Raw genomic sequence first — 19,013 nt, forward strand, 5'->3', positions numbered from 1 at the left:
CCTCACTCTGCGGCGAGAGCGGCGACGGCCGGGCGGCGGCGCGACGCCGCGACCAGCGCGGCGACGGCGCAGCTGGCCAGACGGGTGCGGACGTTGTCGGCGCGGCTGGTCAGGATGACCGGGACGCGGGCGCCCAGCACGATGCCGGCGGCGTCGGCGTTGGCGAGGAAGGACAGCTGCTTGGCCAGCATGTTGCCGGCTTCCAGGTCCGGGACCAGCAGGATGTCGGCTTGGCCGGAGACGGGGGAGTTGATGCCCTTGATCCGTGCTGCCTCGGCGCTGATGGCGTTGTCGAAGGCCAGCGGGCCGTCGAGGATGCCCCCCTTGATCTGGCCGCGGTCGGCCATCTTGCAGAGTGCTGCCGCTTCCAGCGTCGTGGCGATCTTCGGGTTCAGGGTCTCCACCGCCGACAGGATGGCGACGCGCGGCGTCTCCACGCCCAGGACCTTCGCCAGATCGATGGCGTTCTGGACGATGTGGACCTTGTCCTCCAGCGTCGGGTAGATGTTGATCGCGGCGTCCGTGATCAGCAGGGCGCGCGGGTAGGTCGGGACGTTCATCACGAAGACGTGGCTGATCCGGCGCGCGGTGCGCAGGCCCGTCTCCTTCTTCACGACCTCGGCCATCAGCTCGTCGGTGTGCAGGCTGCCCTTCATCACCGCCTCGGCCTCGCCGTTGCGGGCGAGCGCCACGGCAGCGGCCGCGGCGGCGTGGCTGTGCTCCACGTCGATCAGGCGGTAGCGGGCAATGTCCAGCCCATGGTTGGCGGCGAGTGCGCGGATCTTGGCGGCCGGGCCGACCAGGATCGGGTCGATCAGCCCGGCTTCGGCGGCCTCCACGGCGCCGCGCAGGGAGCTTTCATCGCAGGGATGGGCCACGGCGGTCGGGACCGGCGGCAGTGCGTCACACTTGTGCAGCAGCGCGTCGTGCTTGTCGTGGCGGATCATCTGGATTCGCGGCAGCTCCTGGGCGGCGCGGCGGACCTTCCTGGTCGGGGCCACCACCTCGGCGGTGCCGGTCACGACGACCTCGCCGTCCTGGTTGGTGCACAGGCAGTCGAAGACGACGATGTTCTTGTCGGCGCGCTTCTCGCGCACCACCACCGTGGCGGTGATGACGTCGCCCAGGCCGACCGGGCGCTTGAAGCGCAGGTCCTGGCCGGCGTAGATCGTCCCGGCGCCCGGCAGTTGGGTGCCCAGCACGCCGGAGATCAGCGCGCCTGACCACATGCCGTGGCCGATGACCTTCGGGAAGCGGCAGTCGGCGGCAAACTTCGCGTCGAAGTGGACCGGGTCGATGTTGCCGGACACGGTCGCGAACAGCTCGACGTCCATGACGGTCAGCGTGCGCGAGAGGCTCGCGGTCTGGCCGATCTGGATCTCGTCGAAGGTGACGTTCTCGATCGGGGCCGCCTGGCCGTTGCCGTCGAGTTCACCATTGGCATTCATTGTTCCAAACTCCGGTCGAAATGACGAAGGCTTGCTGCCCGTTTCAGCCGATTCCTCCCGGTGCGCGCCTTGATCTCCGAGCCCTGGAAAGGTTGGCCGGACGAGTGGGGGGAGGCGCGTCGCGCGGTGTCTTTGATGCGCCCGGATGTGCGGGTTCGACCGGGCGCTGCAGAAGAATGTTTACTAATATATCAGCTGTTTTGACAGTGACATGCGGCCCTCTCCGGCGGCTCTGGACACTATGTCGCAGGCCGCCGGAGGCGCCGCTGCCTAGCCGCGTGCCCCCTAGCCACGTGCCTTGAGGATGCCGCGGCCGGCGAAGCGGGATGCGGTGCCCAGCATCTCCTCGATGCGGATCAGCTGGTTGTACTTGGCCAGACGGTCGGAGCGCGACAGCGAGCCGGTCTTGATCTGGCCGCAGTTGGTGGCGACCGCCAAGTCGGCGATGGTGCTGTCCTCGGTCTCGCCGGAGCGGTGCGACAGAACGGCCGTGTAGCCGGCCTTGTGCGCCATGTCCACGGCCTCCAGCGTCTCCGACAGCGTGCCGATCTGGTTGACCTTGACCAGGATCGAGTTGCCGACGCCCTTCTTGATGCCCTCGGCCAGACGGGCCGGGTTGGTCACGAACAGGTCGTCGCCGACCAGCTGCACCTTGTTGCCGATGGCGTCGGTCAGGGCCTTCCAGCCCTCCCAGTCGTCCTCGGCCATGCCGTCCTCGATCGAGATGATCGGGTAGCGGCCGATCAGGTCCGCCCAGTAGGCGACCATCTGCTCGGGCACGAGCGACTTGCCCTCGCCGGCCAACTCGTACTTGCCGTTCTTGAAGAACTCGGTGGAGGCGGCGTCGAGCGCCAGCATGACGTCGTCGCCCGGCTTGTAGCCGGCGGCCTCGATGGCCTTCATGACGAAGCCGAGCGCCTCGTCGGTGGAGGCGAGGTTGGGGGCGAAGCCGCCCTCGTCGCCGACGTTGGTGTTGTGGCCGGCGTCCTTGAGCTTCTTCTTGAGCGCCTGGAAGATCTCCGAGCCCATGCGGACGGCCTCGGCGCCGGAGGTGGCGCCGACCGGCATGATCATGAACTCCTGGATGTCGATCGGGTTGTCGGCATGCGCGCCGCCGTTGATGATGTTCATCATCGGCACCGGCAGCAGCGTGGCGAAGGCGCCGCCGACATAGCGGAACAGCGGCAGCGCGGCCTCTTCCGCCGCGGCCTTGGCGACGGCCAGCGACACGCCGAGGATGGCGTTGGCGCCCAGCCGGCCCTTGTTCGGCGTGCCGTCCAGTTCGATCATCGCCAGGTCGATCGCGCGCTGCGCGCCGGCGTCCTGGCCGGTGAGGGTGTCGGCGATCTCGCCGTTCACCGACTCCACGGCCTTCAGCACGCCCTTGCCGCCGTAGCGGGACTTGTCGCCGTCGCGCAGCTCGACGGCCTCATGCGCGCCGGTCGAGGCGCCGGAGGGAACCGCCGCGCGGCCAAAGGCGCCGGATTCCAGCAGGACGTCGACCTCCACGGTCGGGTTGCCGCGGCTGTCGAGGATCTCGCGGGCGTGAATGTTGGTGATGGCGCTCATGGCGTCTGTCGTCCGGCGCGGATGCCCGCCGGTTCCCTATGGATGGATGTGAATGGAGAAAGGCGCTCGGCCCGCGGCGCCCGCCCGGTGACGGGAGGGCGCCGCCGGAGCCTCAGTTCGCCTTGTGGAAGGTGCGGCTGATGACGTCGAGCTGCTGCTCGCGGGTCAGCTTGATGAAGTTGACGGCGTAGCCGGACACGCGGATGGTCAGCTGCGGGTACAGCTCCGGATGGTCCATGGCGTGCAGCAGCGTCTCGCGGTCGAACACGTTGACGTTGATGTGATGCCCGCCCTGCCCGAAGTAGCCGTCGAGCAGGCCCACCAGATTGTCCACCCGCTCGCCCTCCGTCCGGCCGAGCGCGCCGGGCACGATGGTGAAGGTGTAGCTGATGCCGTCCTGCGCGTGGGCATAGGGCAGCTTCGCCACCGAGGCCATGGAGGCCATGGCACCCTTCTTGTCCCGCCCGTGCATCGGGTTGGCGCCCGGCGCGAAGGGCTCGCCCGCCTTGCGGCCGTCCGGCGTGTTGCCCGTCTTCTTGCCATAGACCACGTTGCTGGTGATCGTCAGCACCGACTGCGTCGGCGTGGCGTCGCGGTAGGCCTTCTGCTTGCGCAGCATGCCCATGAAGGCCTCCACCGCCCAGCGCGCGATGGCGTCCACCCGCTCGTCGTTGTTGCCGAAGGCCGGGTACTCGCCCTCGATCACGAAGTCGGTGGCGAGGCCCCGCTCGTCACGCACCACCTTCACCGTGGCGTGCTTGATCGCCGACAGGCTGTCCGCCACCACGCTCAACCCGGCGATGCCGCAGGCCATGGTGCGCAGGATGTCGCGGTCGTGCAGCGCCATCTCCAGCCGCTCGTACATGTACTTGTCGTGCATGTAGTGGATGGCGTTCAGCGCGTTCATGTAGACGCGGGCCAGCCACTCCATCATCGGCTGGAAGCGGGCCATCACCTCGTCGTAGTCGAGCACGTCGCCGGTGATCGGCGCGGTGGCCGGGCCGACCTGCTCGCCGGACAGCTCGTCGCGGCCGCCGTTGATGGCGTAGAGCAGCGTCTTGGCGAGGTTGGCGCGGGCGCCGAAGAACTGCATCTGCTTGCCGATGCGCATGGCCGAGACGCAGCAGGCGATGCCGTAGTCGTCACCCCAGTAAGGGCGCATCAGGTCGTCGCTCTCGTACTGGACGGAGCAGGTCTTGATGGAGGTCTCCGCGCAGAAGGCCTTGAAGCCCTCGGGCAGCTGTTCCGACCACAGCACGGTCAGGTTGGGCTCGGGCGCGGGGCCGAGGTTGTTCAGCGTGTTGAGGATGCGGAAGCTGTTCTTGGTGACCAGGGTGCGGCCGTCCAGCGCCATGCCGCCGACGCATTCGGTGACCCAGGTCGGGTCGCCGGAGAAGAGCTGGTCGTATTCCGGCGTGCGCAGGAAGCGCACCAGACGCAGCTTCATCACGAACTGGTCGATCAGCTCCTGCGCCTCGGCCTCCGTAAGGACGCCGTCGCGCAGGTCGCGCTCGATATAAATGTCGAGGAAGCTGGAGGTGCGGCCGAGCGACATGGCGGCACCATTCGCTTCCTTCACGGCCGCCAGATAAGCGAGGTAGGTCCACTGCACGGCTTCGCGGGCGTTCGCCGCCGGGCGGGTCACGTCGAAGCCGTAGGACTTGGCCATGGCGACCAGTTCCTTCAGGGCCTTGATCTGCTCCGAGATCTCCTCGCGCAGGCGCAGCGTGTTCTCGTCGAGGCGGTCAAGCTCCAGGCTCTTCAGCTGGGATTTCTTGTCCTCGATCAGGAAGGTCGCGCCATACAGCGCCAGCCGGCGGTAGTCGCCGATGATGCGGCCGCGGCCGTAGGCGTCCGGCAGGCCGGTGATGACGCCCGACTTGCGGCACTTCAGCGCCTCGTCCGAATAGACGTCGAAGACGCCGTCATTGTGCGTCTTGCGCAGGCCGGGGAAGACCTCCTCAAGGGCCGGCGGGACGGGGAAGTCGTAGGCTTCCAGGCTGCTCTTGACCATGCGCCAGCCGCCGAAGGGCATGACGGCGCGCTTCAGCGGCTTGTCCGTCTGCAGGCCGACGACGACCTCCAGGTCCTTGTCGATGTAGCCCGGCGCGTGGGCGGTGATGGAGGAGAACACCTCGCTGGACACGTCCAGCACGCCGCCCTTGGCGGCGCGCTCCGCTTTCAGCAACTCGGTGACCTTGGCCCACAGGGTCCGGGTCCGCTCCGTCGCGTCGGCGAGGAACGCCTTGTCGCCCTCATAGGGCTGGACGTTGCGGATGATGAAGTCGCGGACGTTGACCTCTTGCTGCCAGACGCCGGGCGCGAAGCGCCGCCAGGGGCGGGCCGCTTGCTGCTCCGAGGTCTCGACGAGTCCGTCCATCAGCAGGGTGTCCATGATGTATCCTCACGAAAGGGCGTCGGTGCGGCCTTGGCCGTGTGTCTGGCGGCCGCGTGTCTGTTCGCCGTGCGTCTGTTCGGCGGTTCTCTGGTCGACCCTGGAACGGGGACCATCGCAGGCGGGCTTGGGAACCGTCGGGGTTAAGCTCGTTTTGTAGTTTTGCTACATAGACCCGCGCGGGCCGGTGCGCAAGAAAAAAACTCTGTATACTCAGTCGCTTAAGGCCGTTTTTCTGCGGCAGGATGTCGCAGCCGTTGGCGCATCATTGGGACGGTTGCGACACTCGATAGCGCGCGGATATTAGCCCATGTAGTTTTGCTATCTGTGTTAGTGTGCCGCGCGTCCGGACTGCGGGAGAGGAAACGATGCTGGCGAGAATCATGGCGGTGCGCGACCAGCTCCGTCCGTCGGAGCGGAAGCTGGCCGACTGCGTTCTGGCCCAGCCGGGGGAAGTCATCTCCCTGTCGATGGCCGAGATGGCTCAGCGCTCCGGCGTCAGCGAACCGACCATCGCGCGCTTCTGCACCGCATTGGGGTGCAGCGGCTTCCGCGAGTTCAAGATCAAGCTGGCGCAGGATATCGCCGCCGGCATGCCCTTCATCCACCAGGAGGTCAGCGCCGACGATGCGGTGTCCGGCGTGGCCGGCAAGGTGTTCGACCGGACGATCGCGACGCTGATGCAGGCCCGCAACAACCTGTCGGCGGAGGCGGTGGAACGCGCGGCCGACCTGCTGGCGAAGGCGCGCCGGATCGAGTTCTACGGCTCCGGCAATTCCGGCACGGTGGCCGAGGACATCCAGCGCCGCTTCTTCCGGCTGGGCACGCCCACGGTCGCCTACACCGACCCGCACGTCTATTTCGTGTCTGCCCTGTCGCTGGGGCCCGGCGACGTGGTCGTCGCCGTCTCCAACTCCGGCCGCACCCGCGACATGCTGGACAGCGTGCAGAACGCCTTGTCCACCGGGGCGGAGGTGGTCGCGCTGACCCGCGCCGGCTCGCCGCTGGCCCAGATCGCCACGGTGAGCCTGCTGTCGGACGTCTCGGAAGACTTCGACATCACCTCGCCCCTGACGTCGCGCATCAGCCATCTGGTCCTCGGCGACATACTGTCCATTGCCGTGGCGCTGCGCAAAGGCGATGCCTTGCAGGAGCGTCTGGAACGCCACAAGCAGGCCCTGAGCCGGCACCCGGTCGAGATCTAGATACTAGTATACCAAACGCTTCTCCGGGATCTCCGGCTGTGGCGCGGCGGCGCGCCACAGTGTCGCAGAGCCCGGGGTTGATCGCGGATGCTCTGGCTTCCCTCTCCCGCCTCCGGCGGGAGAGGGAAGGGGCCCGCGCGAAGCGTGGGAAGGGTGAGGGCTTGGTGTCTCGGGAAGACCTTGCCCTCACCCTCCCAAGCCAAAGGCTTGGGTCCCTCCCTCTCCCAGCGGGGCTGGGAGAGGGGGAAATTCGCAAATCGCCTTCAATGCGGCGTCCGGCGGCTCGGGCGGCGGTAGATGAACCAGTAGACTCCCCCGACCAGCAGCGCGCCGCCGACCCAGTTGCCGAGCGTCACCGCGGCGAGGTTGACGAGGAAGTGCCCGACCGGGATCACCGGCGCGCTCCGCCCCAGGTCGGCCCAGAAGGACGCCGGGGCGCCGTGCTCGATCAGCAGGCCGAGCGGCACGAAGTACATGTTGGCGACGCAGTGCTCGAAGCCCGCCGCGACGAAGGCGGCGACCGGCAGCGTCACGGCCAGGATCTTGTCGGTCACGCTGCGCGCGCCGAGCGCCAGCCACACCGCCAGGCAGACCAGCACGTTGCAGAGGATGGCGAGGAAGAAGGCCTGGTCGGTCGGCAGGCCGCTCTTGGCCGTCGCGAAATACAGCGCGGAGGCGCCGACCGCGCCATGGCCGAAGGTGTATTGCCCGGACAGGAACACCAGCACGGCCGTGCCCGCCGCGCCGACGAAGTTGCCGAGCCACACGGTGGTCCAGACCTTCAGCATCGTGGTGGTCTTCAGCCGGCCGCTGGCCCAGGCCATCACCATCAGCGCGTCGCCGGTGAACAGTTGCGCGCCGCCGACCAGCACCAGGATCAGGCCGAGCGAGAAGACCAGCCCGCCCAGCAGGCGCGTGACGCCATAGGGCATCATGCCCTCCGCCCCGGACATGGCGACGGTGGCGAACAGGCCGCCCAGCGCGATGAAGGCCCCGGCCAGGATCGCCAGCGCGAACAGGGTGGCGGTGTCGTAGCTCGCCTTCTTCACGCCCAGGTTTTCCGCCGCCACGGCGATGGCGTCGGGGAGCAGGGCGTCCAGCGACGGCTGCGGCGTCACCGGGGTCGACGGGAGCCCCGGCAGTCCATGCGTGTCCATGCCATGCGTGTCCATAAACATGATCCTCGTGTCACGCCACCGGGAGCCCTTGCACCCGGAAGCATTCGCGCACCCGCCAGGTCAGATCGGACGACGGGGGCTCCGTATCTTTGAGCTTGTAGGGCAGGCCCAGCTCGCGCCACTTGTACTCGCCCATCTTGTGGAAGGGCAGGACGTCCACCCGCTCCACCACGCCCAGGCCGGCGGCGAACTCGGCCAAGTCCTTGATCTCGTCCAGGTCGTCGGTCAGGCCCGGCACCAGCACGTAGCGCAGCCAGATCGGCTTTTTCAGCTGCGACAGCCGCTCCGCGAACTCCAGGGTCGGGCGCAGCGGCACGCCGGTCACGGTGCGGTAGGTCGATTCCCTGAACGCCTTGATGTCCAGCAGGACGAGGTCGATGTCGGCCAGCAGATGGTCGTCGGCGTGGGCGCCCAGGAACCCGGACGTGTCCAGCGCCGTGTGCAGGCCCATCTGCTTCGCCCCGCGGAAGATCGCCGCGCAGAATTCCGGCTGCACCAGAGGCTCCCCGCCGCTGATGGTCAGGCCACCGTGGGCGCGCTTCAGGAAATCGGCGTAGGTCGCGATCTCCGCCAGCACGTCGGTGGACTGCGACGGCGCGCCGTCGTGCATGTGGTGCGTGTCGGGGTTGTGGCAGTACTGGCAGCGCAGCGGGCATCCGGCCAGGAACAGGATGTAGCGCAGGCCGGGGCCGTCCACGGAACCGCCGGTTTCCACCGAATGGACCCAGCCGCGCACGGACGGGCCCATCCCGGCGGGCGCCGGCTGGTTCATGAACAACGGGCTGAGCATGAGGCACCTCTGGAAAGAGCGCCGATGCGCGCGGATTTGCCGCATCGGCGCGGTGCCATCCTAGGTCAGTCCTCGACGCCGGCCATGACCGGTGTCAATTGATTTGCAGACTGAAGATCGGACGGCGCTTCCTGCGCGTTACGGGCCGCGGAACCAGCCGGCCGGGTGGGCCGCTCGACCCAGGCGATGCGCAGGATGTTGGTGGACCCCGGCATGCCGAAGGGCACGCCCGCGGTGATGACCAGCCGCTGCCCGTCGTCGGCGAGGCCATGCAGGTAGGCGATCCGCGTGGCCTTGTGCACCATGTCCGAGAAGTTCTGCACGTCCTCGGTCAGCACGCTGTGCACGCCGTAGGCCAGCACCAGCCGGCGCGACGCCGCGGCGCTGGCGGTCAGGCAGAGGATCGGCACCTCCGGCCGCTCCCGCGCGGCGCGCAGGGTGGTGGAGCCGCTGGTCGTGTAGGTGACGATCGCCGCGGCGTGGATGGTGTGGGCGACCTGCCGGGCCGCGGCGGTGATGGCGTCGGACGCCGTCTCCTGCGGGTCGGCGTGCGAGGCGTCCATCATGGTGCGGTAGAGCGGGTCGGTCTCCACGCGCCGCGCGATGCGGTCCATGATCGACACGGCCTCGATGGGGTAGCTGCCCGACGCCGTCTCCGCCGACAGCATCACCGCGTCGGCGCCGTCGAAGATGGCCGTCGCCACGTCCGACGCCTCGGCGCGGGTCGGGGCCGGGGCGCTGATCATCGATTCCAGCATCTGCGTGGCGACGATCACCGGCTTGCCGGCGAGCCGCGCCTCGTGGACGATGCGCTTTTGCAGGCTCGGCACGTCTTCCGGCGGCATCTCGACGCCAAGGTCGCCGCGGGCCACCATGACGCCGTCCGACAGCTCGACGATGCGCTCCAGGTGCTGTATGGCCTGCGGCTTTTCCAGCTTGGACAGCAGGGCGGCGCGGCCGTCGATCAGCTTGCGCGCCTCGGCCACGTCCTCCGGACGCTGCACGAAGGAGAGCGCCACCCAGTCCACGCCCTGGTCGAGCGCGAAGACGAGGTCGGCGCGGTCCTTGGCCGTCAGAGGTGACAGCGGCAGCACGACGTCGGGGACGTTGACGCCCTTGCGGTCGGACAGGCGGGTGCCGGCGACCACGATGGTGTCGGCGTGCTCCAGGCTGCAATCGACGACACGCAGGCGGACCTTGCCGTCATCGAGCAGCAGGTCGGTCTCCGGCCGGAGGGCGGCGAAGATCTCCGGGTGCGGCATGCCGACCCGCGTGGTGTCGCCGGGCACCATGGACAGATCCAGGCGGAAGCGCTGCCCGACGGTCAGCGTCACCGGGCCATCCGCGAAGGTGCCCAGCCGCAGCTTCGGCCCCTGGAGGTCGGCCATGACGGCGATGGGGCGCTGCATCTCCTGCTCCAACGCGCGGATGGCGCGCAGGCGCTCACCGTGGTCGGCGTGCGTGCCGTGGCTGAAGTTCAGGCGGAAGACGTCCACGCCGGCCTCGAACAGGGACCGGATCATGGCGGGGGAGGAGGAGGACGGGCCCAGCGTGGCGACGATCTTCGTCTGCCGGAAGCGCCGGATCGGGGATCCTGTGGTCATGTCGGAACTGGCTCCGCAAGAGGAATGGTTGGGGTCGCGGTGGCGGCGCGTCACGAGACGCCGAAGGCGTAGACGATCCGGCCCGCGTACCATTGGCCGGGCTTCAGCACCGTGGAGGGGAAGCTCGGCACGTTGACCGAGTTGGGGAAATGCGACGGTTCCAGGCAGAAGGCGCTGTGCCGGGTGTAGAGGGTGTTGCCCTTGCCCACGTCGCGCGGCGCTTTGCCTTCCAGGAAATTGCCGGTGTAGAGCTGGATGCCGGGCTCGGTCGAGCGGACCTCCAGCGTCCGTCCGCTGGCCGGGTGCAGGACGCGGGCGTGGACGGCCAGCGCGCCGGCCGGCTTGTCCACCACGTAATGCAGGTCGTAGCCCTTGCCCTGCGCCAGCATCGGATCCTTGGCATCGATCCGGGCGCCGAGCGCGGTGGGGGAGCGGAAGTCGTGCGGCGTGCCGGTCACGTCCACCAGCTCGCCGGTCGGCGCCCCGGTCGCGTCGAGCGCCAGGTAGCGGCTGCCGTTGACCGTGGCGACGTGGTCGAGGATGGACGCGCCGGCGTCGCCCGACAGGTTGAAGAAGGTGTGGTCGGTGAAGTTGGCGACGGTCGTCTTGTCCACCGCCACCGCGGTCCAGGCGATGGTCAGCGCGTTGTCCTCGTCCACCGAATAGACGAGGCGGACGGGCAGGGTGCCGGGAAAGCCTTCCTCGCCATCCTGGAAGACGTAGGTCAGCTCCAGGCTGGCGTCGTCGAGTTGGCGGGCGTCGAACACGCGGAAGCGGGAACCGCGCGTGCCCCCGTGCAGGGTGTTGGGCGGGTTGTTGACGCTGGTGTGCTGCTCCACGCCGTCCAGCAGGAAGCGCCCCTGCGCGATGCGCCCGCAATAGCGGCCGATGAAGGAGCCCATGGAGGCTTGGCCGTTCATCACCTGCTCGATGGTCTCGTAGCCCTGCACCACGTCGCCGAGCGTGCCGTTGCGGTCGGGGACCAGCAGCTGCTCGATCTTGGCGCCGTAGTTGGTGACGCGCACCACCATGCCGTTGCGGTTGCGCAGCGTGAACAGGTCCACCGGCCTGCCATCGACGGTCGTGCGGAAATTCTCGCGCCGGAGTTCGACATGGTGCGACATGGTCCGGATATCCTTGCCCAACGGTTCGTGCGTCATTGCTATACTAATATATCAGTGTGCATGGCAAAGGGGATTTGGGGTGGAACGGCCCGCCGGGATCCTTTGTCGCAGGTGTGGCGAATTATCCCTCTCCCGCCTCCGGCGGGAGAGGGAGGGGCCCACGAAGTAGGAGGGTGAGGGCTTGGTTTCTTGGGAAGACCTTGCCCTCACCCACCCATGCTCCGCATGGGTCCCTCCCTCTCCCAGCGGGGCTGGGAGAGGGTTTGAGGGCGCGACAGCGGTGTGACCGAAAACGGGCAGTGTACGAAACGTTTGACCTGGGTCATGTTGCCGCACCGGGGCGGGCGCCATAGTCACCCCATCGAACGGTCGCCGAGCCTGATCCGAAAGGCTTCGACCATCCCCGCGCGATCGCCGGATCCTGAGGCCCGGCGCCGGCATTCCCGGATACACGCTCCATCGGATCGCCCCGCTCTCATGCGGTGGCCGGACCGGGACGCCTGTGCGCGCGTCACCTGATGAGGCGCCTCTACCGAGGCGAAAATCAGCATGCCCGTCACCACGCTCGCCGAACTCAACGACCTGATCGCCACCGTCCGGGACGCGCAGCGGATCTACGCCGACTTCCCGCAGGACAAGGTCGACCGCATCTTCCGCAGCGCAGCACTCGCCGCCGCCAACGCCCGCATCCCGCTCGCCAAGCTGGCGGTGGAGGAGACGCGCATGGGCGTGATGGAGGACAAGGTCGTCAAGAACCACTTCGCGTCCGAATACATCTACAACAAGTACAAGGACGAGAAGACCTGCGGCGTCCTGGAAGAGGATCCCGAATACGGCATCATGACGATCGCGGAGCCGGTCGGCCTGATCTGCGCCATCGTTCCCACCACCAACCCGACCTCCACGGCCATCTTCAAGGCGCTGATCAGCCTGAAGACGCGCAACGGCATCGTCTTCTCGCCGCACCCCCGCGCCCGCAAGGCGACCTGCGAGGCGGCAAGGCTGGTGCTGCAGGCCGCGGTGGAGGCCGGCGCGCCGGAGGGCATCATCGGCTGGATCGACGAACCGTCGCTGGAACTGTCCAACGCGGTGATGCGCCACCCGGACATCAACCTGATCCTCGCCACCGGCGGGCCGGGCATGGTGCGGGCGGCCTATTCGTCGGGCAAGCCGGCGATCGGCGTCGGCGCCGGCAACACCCCGGCGGTGATCGACGAGTTTGCCGACATCAAGCGCGCCGTCGCCTCCATCCTGATGTCCAAGACCTTTGACAACGGCGTCGTCTGCGCGTCGGAACAGTCGGCCATCGTCGTGGACTCCGTCTATGACGCGGTGCGCGACCGTTTCGCCAAGCACGGCGGCCACATCCTGTCGGCCGAGGAAGCCGTCGCGGTGCGCAAGGTGCTGCTGACGGACGGCAACCTCAACGCCGCCATCGTCGGGCAGTCGGCCCAATCCATCGCCGAGATGGCCGGCATCACCGTGCCGTCCGCCACCAAGGTGCTGATCGCCGAGGTCTCCGACGTGTCGGAGGAGGAGGCCTTCGCGCACGAGAAGCTGTCGCCGACCCTGGCGCTCTACCGTGCGAAGGACTTCACTCAGGCCTGCGACACCGCGGCGGCGCTGGTGGCGCTGGGCGGCATCGGCCACACCTCCGTCCTCTACACCGACCAGGACCAGCAGCCGGAGCGCATCCGCGTCTTCGGCGACCGCATGAAGACGGCGCGCATCCTGATCAACACGCCCTCCTCGCAGGGCGGCATTGGCGACCTCTACAACTTCCGCCTCGCGCCGTCGCTGACGCTGGGCTGCGGGTCGTGGGGCGGCAATTCCATCTCGGAGAATGTCGGGCCGCAGCACCTGCTGAACCGCAAGACCGTCGCCAAGCGGGCCGAGAACATGCTCTGGCACAAGCTGCCCAAGTCCATCTACTTCCGCCGCGGCTGCCTGCCCTTCGCGCTGGAGGAACTGCGCGGCAAGAAGCGCTGCCTGATCGTCACCGACCGCTTCCTGTTCGAGAAGGGCTACGTCAACGAGACGGCGCGCATCCTGAAGGGCCTGGGGCTGGAGGTGGAGACCTTCTTCGAGGTCAACGCCGACCCGACGCTGGCGGTGGTGCGCAAGGGGCTGTCGCTGGCCAACGCCTTCCAGCCGGACGTGATCCTGGCGCTCGGCGGCGGCTCGCCCATGGACGCGGCGAAGATCATGTGGGTGATGTACGAGGCGCCGGACGTCGCCTTCGAGGATCTGGCCCTGCGCTTCATGGACATCCGCAAGCGCATCTACACCTTCCCCAAGCTGGGCGTGAAGGCGCAGTTTGTGGCCGTCCCGACCACGTCGGGCACGGGGTCGGAGGTGACGCCCTTCGCCGTCGTGACCGACGAGCGGACCGGCATCAAGTACCCGATCGCCGACTATGAACTGACGCCGACCATGGCGATCATCGACGCCAACCTGGTCATGGACATGCCGAAGTCGCTGACCGCGGCCGGCGGCATCGACGCGGTGACCCACGCGCTGGAGGCCTATGTCTCCGTCCTGGCGAACGAATACACCGACGGGCAGGCGCTCCAGGCGCTGAAGCTGCTGAAGGAGCATCTGCCCTCGGCCTACGTCAACGGCGCCAAGGATCCGAAGGCGCGGGAGCAGGTGCACAACGCCGCCAGCCTGGCCGGCATCGCCTTCGCCAACGCCTTCCTCGGCGTGTGCCACTCCATCGCGCACAAGCTGGGGGCGGAGTTCCACCTGGCGCACGGCCTCGCCAACGCGCTGATGATCGCCAACGTCATCCGCTACAACGCGGCCGACATCCCGACCAAGCAGACCGCCTTCAGCCAGTACGACCGACCCAAGGGCGTGGCGCGCTACGCGGAAATCGCCAAGCACCTCGGCCTCGGCGGCAGCCGCGACCATGAGCGGGTGGAGAAGCTGATCGGCTGGGTGGAGGACCTCAAGCGTACGCTGGACATCCCGCCGTCGATCCAGGCGGCCGGCGTGCCGGAGGCGGACTTCCTCGCCAAGCTGGACAGCATCGCGGAGGCCGCCTTCGACGACCAGTGCACGGGCGCCAACCCGCGCTTCCCGCTGGTCAGCGAAATCCGGCAGCTTCTGCTGGACAGCTACTACGGCCGTGCCTACGCGGATGCCGCGCTGGAACAGCCGCAGACCGACCGCAAGGCCGTGTCGCTCGTCCATTCCCGCTGACCGCTTCGACCGGTGGCTGCGCGTCCCAAAGGGCGCGCAGCTGACTGGCCAAACCCACTGGTAAGACCAATCCTGCGGCAAAGTGTCCAGACGGGTTCCGAACCCGAGTTCGTCCTTGCGGCCGTCACTAATATATTAGTATAACGCACCCACGGGTTCGCAGCGCTATGACGGGCGCAAGGACACCAACGCAATACGCCGAAGCCCAACGTGGGCCGCCGGCGAGTACCCAGGCGCTGTCGAAGGGCAGCCAAGTGAGGAAGACATGAAAAAGATCCGCGGCTTGAGGTGGCAAATCCTCGCCCTGGTCATGCTCGGCACGATCGTCAACTACATCGACCGCAACACGCTGGGCATCCTCGCTCCCACTTTGAAGGAACAACTGCACTTCACGACCGAGGAATACTCCTTCGTCGTCAGCGCCTTCCAGCTCTGCTACAGCCTGATGCAGCCGGTCGCCGGCTACATCACCGACCTGATCGGGCTGAAGCTCGGCTACTTCATGTTCGCCTTCCTGTGGGGCACCGCCGCCGCCCTGCACGCCTTCGCCGGCGGCTGGCAGTCGATGGCCTTCTTCCGCGGCCTGCTGGGCGTCTCGGAAGCCGCCGCCATGCCCTCGGGCGTGAAGACCTCGACCCTGTGGTTCCCGGCCAAGGAACGCTCCATCGCCACGGGCTGGTTCAACACCGGCAGCTCGGTCGGTGCCATGGTCGCCCCGCCGCTGGTCATCTGGCTGTCCGTCACCTACAGCTGGCAGGTCGCTTTCATCGTCACCGGCCTGCTCGGCGTCGCCATGTCCTTCCTGTGGGTGTCGCTGTACCGCAACCCGGAGAACCATCCGCGCCTGACCAAGGAAGAGCACGCCTACATCCTGGACGGTCAGGAGCACACCCAGCTCGCCAAGCCGTCGGTGAAGAAGGTGCTGGGCAAGCGCAAGTTCTGGGCGATCGCCGCCGCCCGCTTCCTGACGGAGCCGGCTTGGCAGACCTTCAGCTTCTGGATCCCGCTGTACATGGTCAGCACCCGGGGCATGGACATCAAGCAGTTCGCCCTGTTTGCCTGGCTGCCCTTCCTGTTCGGTGACCTGGGCTGCATCTTGTCCGGCTACCTGTCGCCCTTCTTCGCCAAGCGCTTCAAGATGACGCTGGTCAACTCCCGCATCGCCGGCGTCGGCATTGGCGCGGTGTGCATGATCGGCCCGGCGCTCATCGGCTTCGCCGTCAGCCCGATCACCGCGATCTTCCTGTTCTCCATGGGTGCCTTCGCCCACCAGATGCTCTCGAGCCTGCTCTACGCCCTGGTCACCGACACGTTCGAGAAGCAGGAGGTCGCCACCGCGACCGGCTTCGGCGGCATGGCCGGCTACCTCGGCGGCATGATCTTCTCGCTGATCATCGGCCAGCTCGCCAACACCATCGGGTACGAGCCGCTGTTCGCCTGCCTCTCGGTCTTCGACCTGACCGCCTTCGCGATCATCGCCCTGGTGCTGGGGCAGCGGGGCAAGGGTGCCGCGGCGCCCACCCTCCCGGCGAACGCTGCCAGCGCCGACTGACGACGCACCTCCCTCACGCCGAAACGAAAGCGCCCCCCGGGTTCCTCTCCCGGGGGGCGCATTTTTTTGACGGCCGCCCTTCCGATCAGCGGAAGATGCCCGGCGCCACCTTCACGACCAGGCCGGTTGTGGCGACGACCAGGATCGCGTCCGACCCGACGCGCACCCAGCGGTGGCCGCGCGGGGCCGGGTGCAGGTGATGGGCGGCCGGACGGGTGATCACGACCCGCTCCGTGTAGACGCGACGGTCGAGGCGGTCACCCGGATGCCAGCGATGCTCCACCCGGCGTTCGACATGGCGTGGCTCTGGCCCGCGCGGGCCGCCATGCTCGCGCTCGTACCGGTCAGGGCCCCGGTGGTCGGGTCCCCATCCCTGGGCCATGGCCGGCGATCCGGCCACGCTGGTCAGGGCGACGGCGGCGACGATGGCGGAGAGCAGGGTGCGCTTCATGGACAGCATCCTCAGTGTGGGATCGGGCTCTGGTCCCGATGCCCCAGAGGATGCGCCGAATACGTTGCAGGCCCATGTCCGCCGCCACCCTAATTGGTAACAGAGTGTAACGACCCTTAAGCTGCCTCAGCTCGCCACGAAAACCAGCGACCGGTCGGAGCGCTCCAGCAGGTTCGCGGCCACCGCACCGAAGGACAGGACGTCGCCGGCCTGCCGGCTGACGCCCATGACGATCAGGTTGCTCCCGGCGCGCCGGGCCTCGCGCAGGATGGTTTCCTCGGCCGCCCCGTCGGCGCGGGCGAGCGTGCGGACGGAACGGCCGTAGCGTGCGGCGATGCCGGACAGTTCGGCCAGCGCCGTCTCCTCGTCGCGCCGTGCGGCGGCGTGGTCGCTGTTGACCGTGCGGACGACCGCGGTGCCGACATAGAGGATGGTGACCGGCGCGTTGGCCGCGCGGCCGAGCGCCAGGGCGACCTCGGCGCTGCGGCGCGACAGCTCCGTGCCCGTCACCGCGGCCAGGATGTTCAGCCGGGCTTCCAGCGGGGCTTCCCGGTGATCGCCGCGGGCCGCCACCACGGCGAGCGCGCCGTCGAAGCGGCCGGCCGTCCGCGACGCCGCCTCGGGGAAGTCGCCGGGACGGGTTCCGGACTCGTCCAGCCCGATCATCAGCAGGTCGTAGCCCTTGCCCGCTTCCTCGGCGACGGTTTCCTCGGCCGGGGCGGCTTGGTCGAGGGCGAGCACCTCGACCGCCTCCGGCGCGTCGTCCGGCTTGGCGACCTGCTCCTGGGCGCGATGCGCGGCGTCGGCGACGACGTCCTGCGGGCCGGCGCCATCCGAGGCCGCCGGCCCCGACCCGTTGCCGAATTCCACCACCGTGACCGGAAGGCCGCGCAAGCCCGCCAGCATGCCGGCCAGCCGGGCGCCCAGCCGTCCCGGCGGGCTTTCGTCCACGGCGACGAGGATGCGCTCGATCCGCGGGACGAAGCCCTTGGCCTCGAAGGCCTCGCGCTCCAGCCGGGCCTTCTCGTCGCGGCCGAGCGGCAGGCGGCGCAGGGCGGCGCGCAGGGTCGGCGGCATTACCAGGGTCGTCAGGATCGCCATCGTGACGATCATCGTGAACAGGTCCTGCGTCAGCGCGCCCATCGCCAGACCGATGCTGGCGACGATCACCTCGGTGGAGCCGCGGGCGTTCATGCCCGCCGCGAGCGCCAGCGCCTCCCGGCTCTTCATGCCGCCGACCCACCCGCCGGCGAACGCCCCGGCAAACTTGCCCAGGCTGGCGATCAGCACCAGCCCGATGGTGAGCAGCAGCAACGGCCCCTGGGTGAGGATCGTCAGGTCGGCGCTGAGCCCGGCGGCGCCGAAGAACACCGGCATGAACAGGGCCGTGGTGACGTTGCGGAACGGCTCGTCGATGCGGCGGGTCAGGATGGGGGAGGTGCCGACGAGGATCCCGGTGACAAAGGCGCCCAGCACGGTGTGGACGCCGATCGCGTGGGTGATCAGGGCCATCAGCCCCATCAGCACCACGACCAGCGACAGAACCGGCGCGTCGCTGACGAAATGGTCGTTCGTCCACCGGATCAGCGTCGCCACCAGCCGCCGCCCGACCGTCAGCGACACCGCCAGGAACACCAGGGTGCCGCCGACGCTCTCGGCAAGCGACGACCAGTCGAAGCTCTGCTGGGAGGCGACGCTGAAGGTGATGGCGATGATCAGCCAGCCGATGGTGTCGTCGATGATCGCGGAGGCGAGGATGACCTGCCCGACGTTGCGGCGCATGAACCCCATCTCGCGCACCACCATCGCGACGATCTTCACCGACGAGATCGACAGGGCGGTGCCCAGGAACAGCGAGGTGACGAGGCGCTGGTCGGGGCTGGGCAGCATCGCTTCCGGCAGGAACTGCCCCAGCGCGAAGCCGCAGGCGAAGGGCACGACGATTCCGGTGATGGACACGCTGAAGGCGGCGCGCCCCACCCGGCGGATCAGCGACAGGTCCGTTTCCATCCCCGCGAGCAGCAGCAGAAGCAGCACGCCCAGCTGCGACACCGCGTCCAGCATGCTCTTCTGCCCCGGGTCCGCCGGGAACAGCGCGTGCTGCGCCGCCGGCCAGAGAGCGCCGAAGACGGAGGGGCCGAGCAGGATCCCCGCGATCAGCGGGCCCATCACGGCCGGCTGCCCGACCCTCTGCATGCCTTCCCCGAGCAGCCGCCCGAGCAGGATCAGCACGACCAGCTGGGCGACGAAGACCGCCTCCGACGGGCCGCCCCCGCCGCCCGCCGCGAGCGCGGTCCCCGCGGCGAGCAGCGCCGCAACGCCTATGACGGCGGGCAAGAGCCGAGGCGTCCTCAACTCGTGCGCTCCGTCCGGCGGTGGTGGGGGCTTGGGCGGGGAGGGCGTGGCTGGACCATGGTGACCGGCGCGATCGGTGAAGGGCCGTTCTTCGACAACGGGACGGCGGGTTGGTTCCTTTTGACGACCGGCCGATGG

General features: G+C 68.4%; 12 protein-coding genes. 3 read left to right on the forward strand and 9 right to left on the reverse strand.

Annotated features, from left to right (window positions below; translation table 11 throughout):
* Positions 1–2 precede the first annotated feature (2 nt).
* From J2851_RS17665 to pflB, 3 genes are all read right to left on the reverse strand, one after another.
* On the reverse strand, positions 3–1,448 hold the full coding sequence (locus J2851_RS17665) for a bifunctional enoyl-CoA hydratase/phosphate acetyltransferase (RefSeq protein WP_209767703.1): 1,446 nt from the start codon (positions 1,446–1,448) through the stop codon (positions 3–5).
* 285 nt (positions 1,449–1,733) lie between these two features.
* Entirely contained in the window at positions 1,734–3,017 is a 1,284-nt protein-coding gene (eno, locus tag J2851_RS17670; RefSeq protein ID WP_209767704.1) for a phosphopyruvate hydratase, read from the reverse strand.
* 112 nt (positions 3,018–3,129) lie between these two features.
* A complete protein-coding gene (pflB, locus tag J2851_RS17675; RefSeq protein WP_281416043.1) occupies positions 3,130–5,412 on the reverse strand; it encodes a formate C-acetyltransferase in 2,283 nt (760 codons plus the stop codon).
* Positions 5,413–5,780: 368 nt separating this feature from the next.
* Here pflB and J2851_RS17680 point away from each other — a divergent pair, with 368 nt between their 5' ends.
* Positions 5,781–6,617, forward strand: coding sequence for a MurR/RpiR family transcriptional regulator (locus J2851_RS17680; RefSeq protein WP_209767705.1), 837 nt, complete (start codon positions 5,781–5,783; stop codon positions 6,615–6,617).
* Between the two features lie 263 nt (positions 6,618–6,880).
* Here J2851_RS17680 and J2851_RS17685 read toward each other — a convergent pair whose 3' ends face one another.
* The 4 genes from J2851_RS17685 to J2851_RS17700 form a co-directional block, all read right to left on the reverse strand.
* A complete protein-coding gene (locus tag J2851_RS17685; RefSeq protein WP_209767706.1) occupies positions 6,881–7,774 on the reverse strand; it encodes a formate/nitrite transporter family protein in 894 nt (297 codons plus the stop codon).
* A gap of 31 nt (positions 7,775–7,805) precedes the next feature.
* Positions 7,806–8,585, reverse strand: a complete 780-nt coding sequence (gene pflA, locus J2851_RS17690; protein ID WP_209767707.1) for a pyruvate formate-lyase-activating protein — start codon at positions 8,583–8,585, stop codon at positions 7,806–7,808.
* Positions 8,586–8,650: 65 nt separating this feature from the next.
* Entirely contained in the window at positions 8,651–10,189 is a 1,539-nt protein-coding gene (pyk, locus tag J2851_RS17695) for a pyruvate kinase (protein ID WP_209767708.1), read from the reverse strand.
* A gap of 50 nt (positions 10,190–10,239) precedes the next feature.
* Positions 10,240–11,313 carry an aldose epimerase family protein gene (locus tag J2851_RS17700; protein ID WP_209767709.1) on the reverse strand — a complete coding sequence of 358 codons (1,074 nt, stop codon included), beginning with the start codon at positions 11,311–11,313 and terminating at the stop codon, positions 10,240–10,242.
* A 549-nt stretch (positions 11,314–11,862) separates the two neighbouring features.
* On the opposite strand from J2851_RS17700, the gene adhE reads away from it, so the two are divergent.
* Positions 11,863–14,517 (forward strand): bifunctional acetaldehyde-CoA/alcohol dehydrogenase, encoded by a 2,655-nt coding sequence (adhE, locus tag J2851_RS17705; protein ID WP_209767710.1) that lies wholly within the window; start codon positions 11,863–11,865, stop codon positions 14,515–14,517.
* 265 nt (positions 14,518–14,782) lie between these two features.
* Positions 14,783–16,069, forward strand: coding sequence for an MFS transporter (locus J2851_RS17710; protein WP_209767711.1), 1,287 nt, complete (start codon positions 14,783–14,785; stop codon positions 16,067–16,069).
* 85 nt (positions 16,070–16,154) lie between these two features.
* On the opposite strand, the gene J2851_RS17715 is transcribed toward J2851_RS17710, so the two are convergent.
* Both J2851_RS17715 and J2851_RS17720 read right to left on the reverse strand, forming a co-directional pair.
* Complete coding sequence (locus tag J2851_RS17715; RefSeq protein ID WP_209767712.1) at positions 16,155–16,520, reverse strand: RcnB family protein; 366 nt, start codon at positions 16,518–16,520, stop codon at positions 16,155–16,157.
* A 126-nt stretch (positions 16,521–16,646) separates the two neighbouring features.
* The gene (locus tag J2851_RS17720) at positions 16,647–18,857 is read right to left on the reverse strand and encodes a cation:proton antiporter domain-containing protein (RefSeq protein WP_209767713.1); all 2,211 of its coding nucleotides are present in this window, start codon (positions 18,855–18,857) and stop codon (positions 16,647–16,649) included.
* Positions 18,858–19,013: the final 156 nt, after the last annotated feature.

Origin of the sequence: Azospirillum rugosum, from assembly GCF_017876155.1 — a bacterium.
In the GTDB taxonomy this organism is placed as follows: Bacteria; Pseudomonadota; Alphaproteobacteria; order Azospirillales; family Azospirillaceae; genus Azospirillum; species Azospirillum rugosum.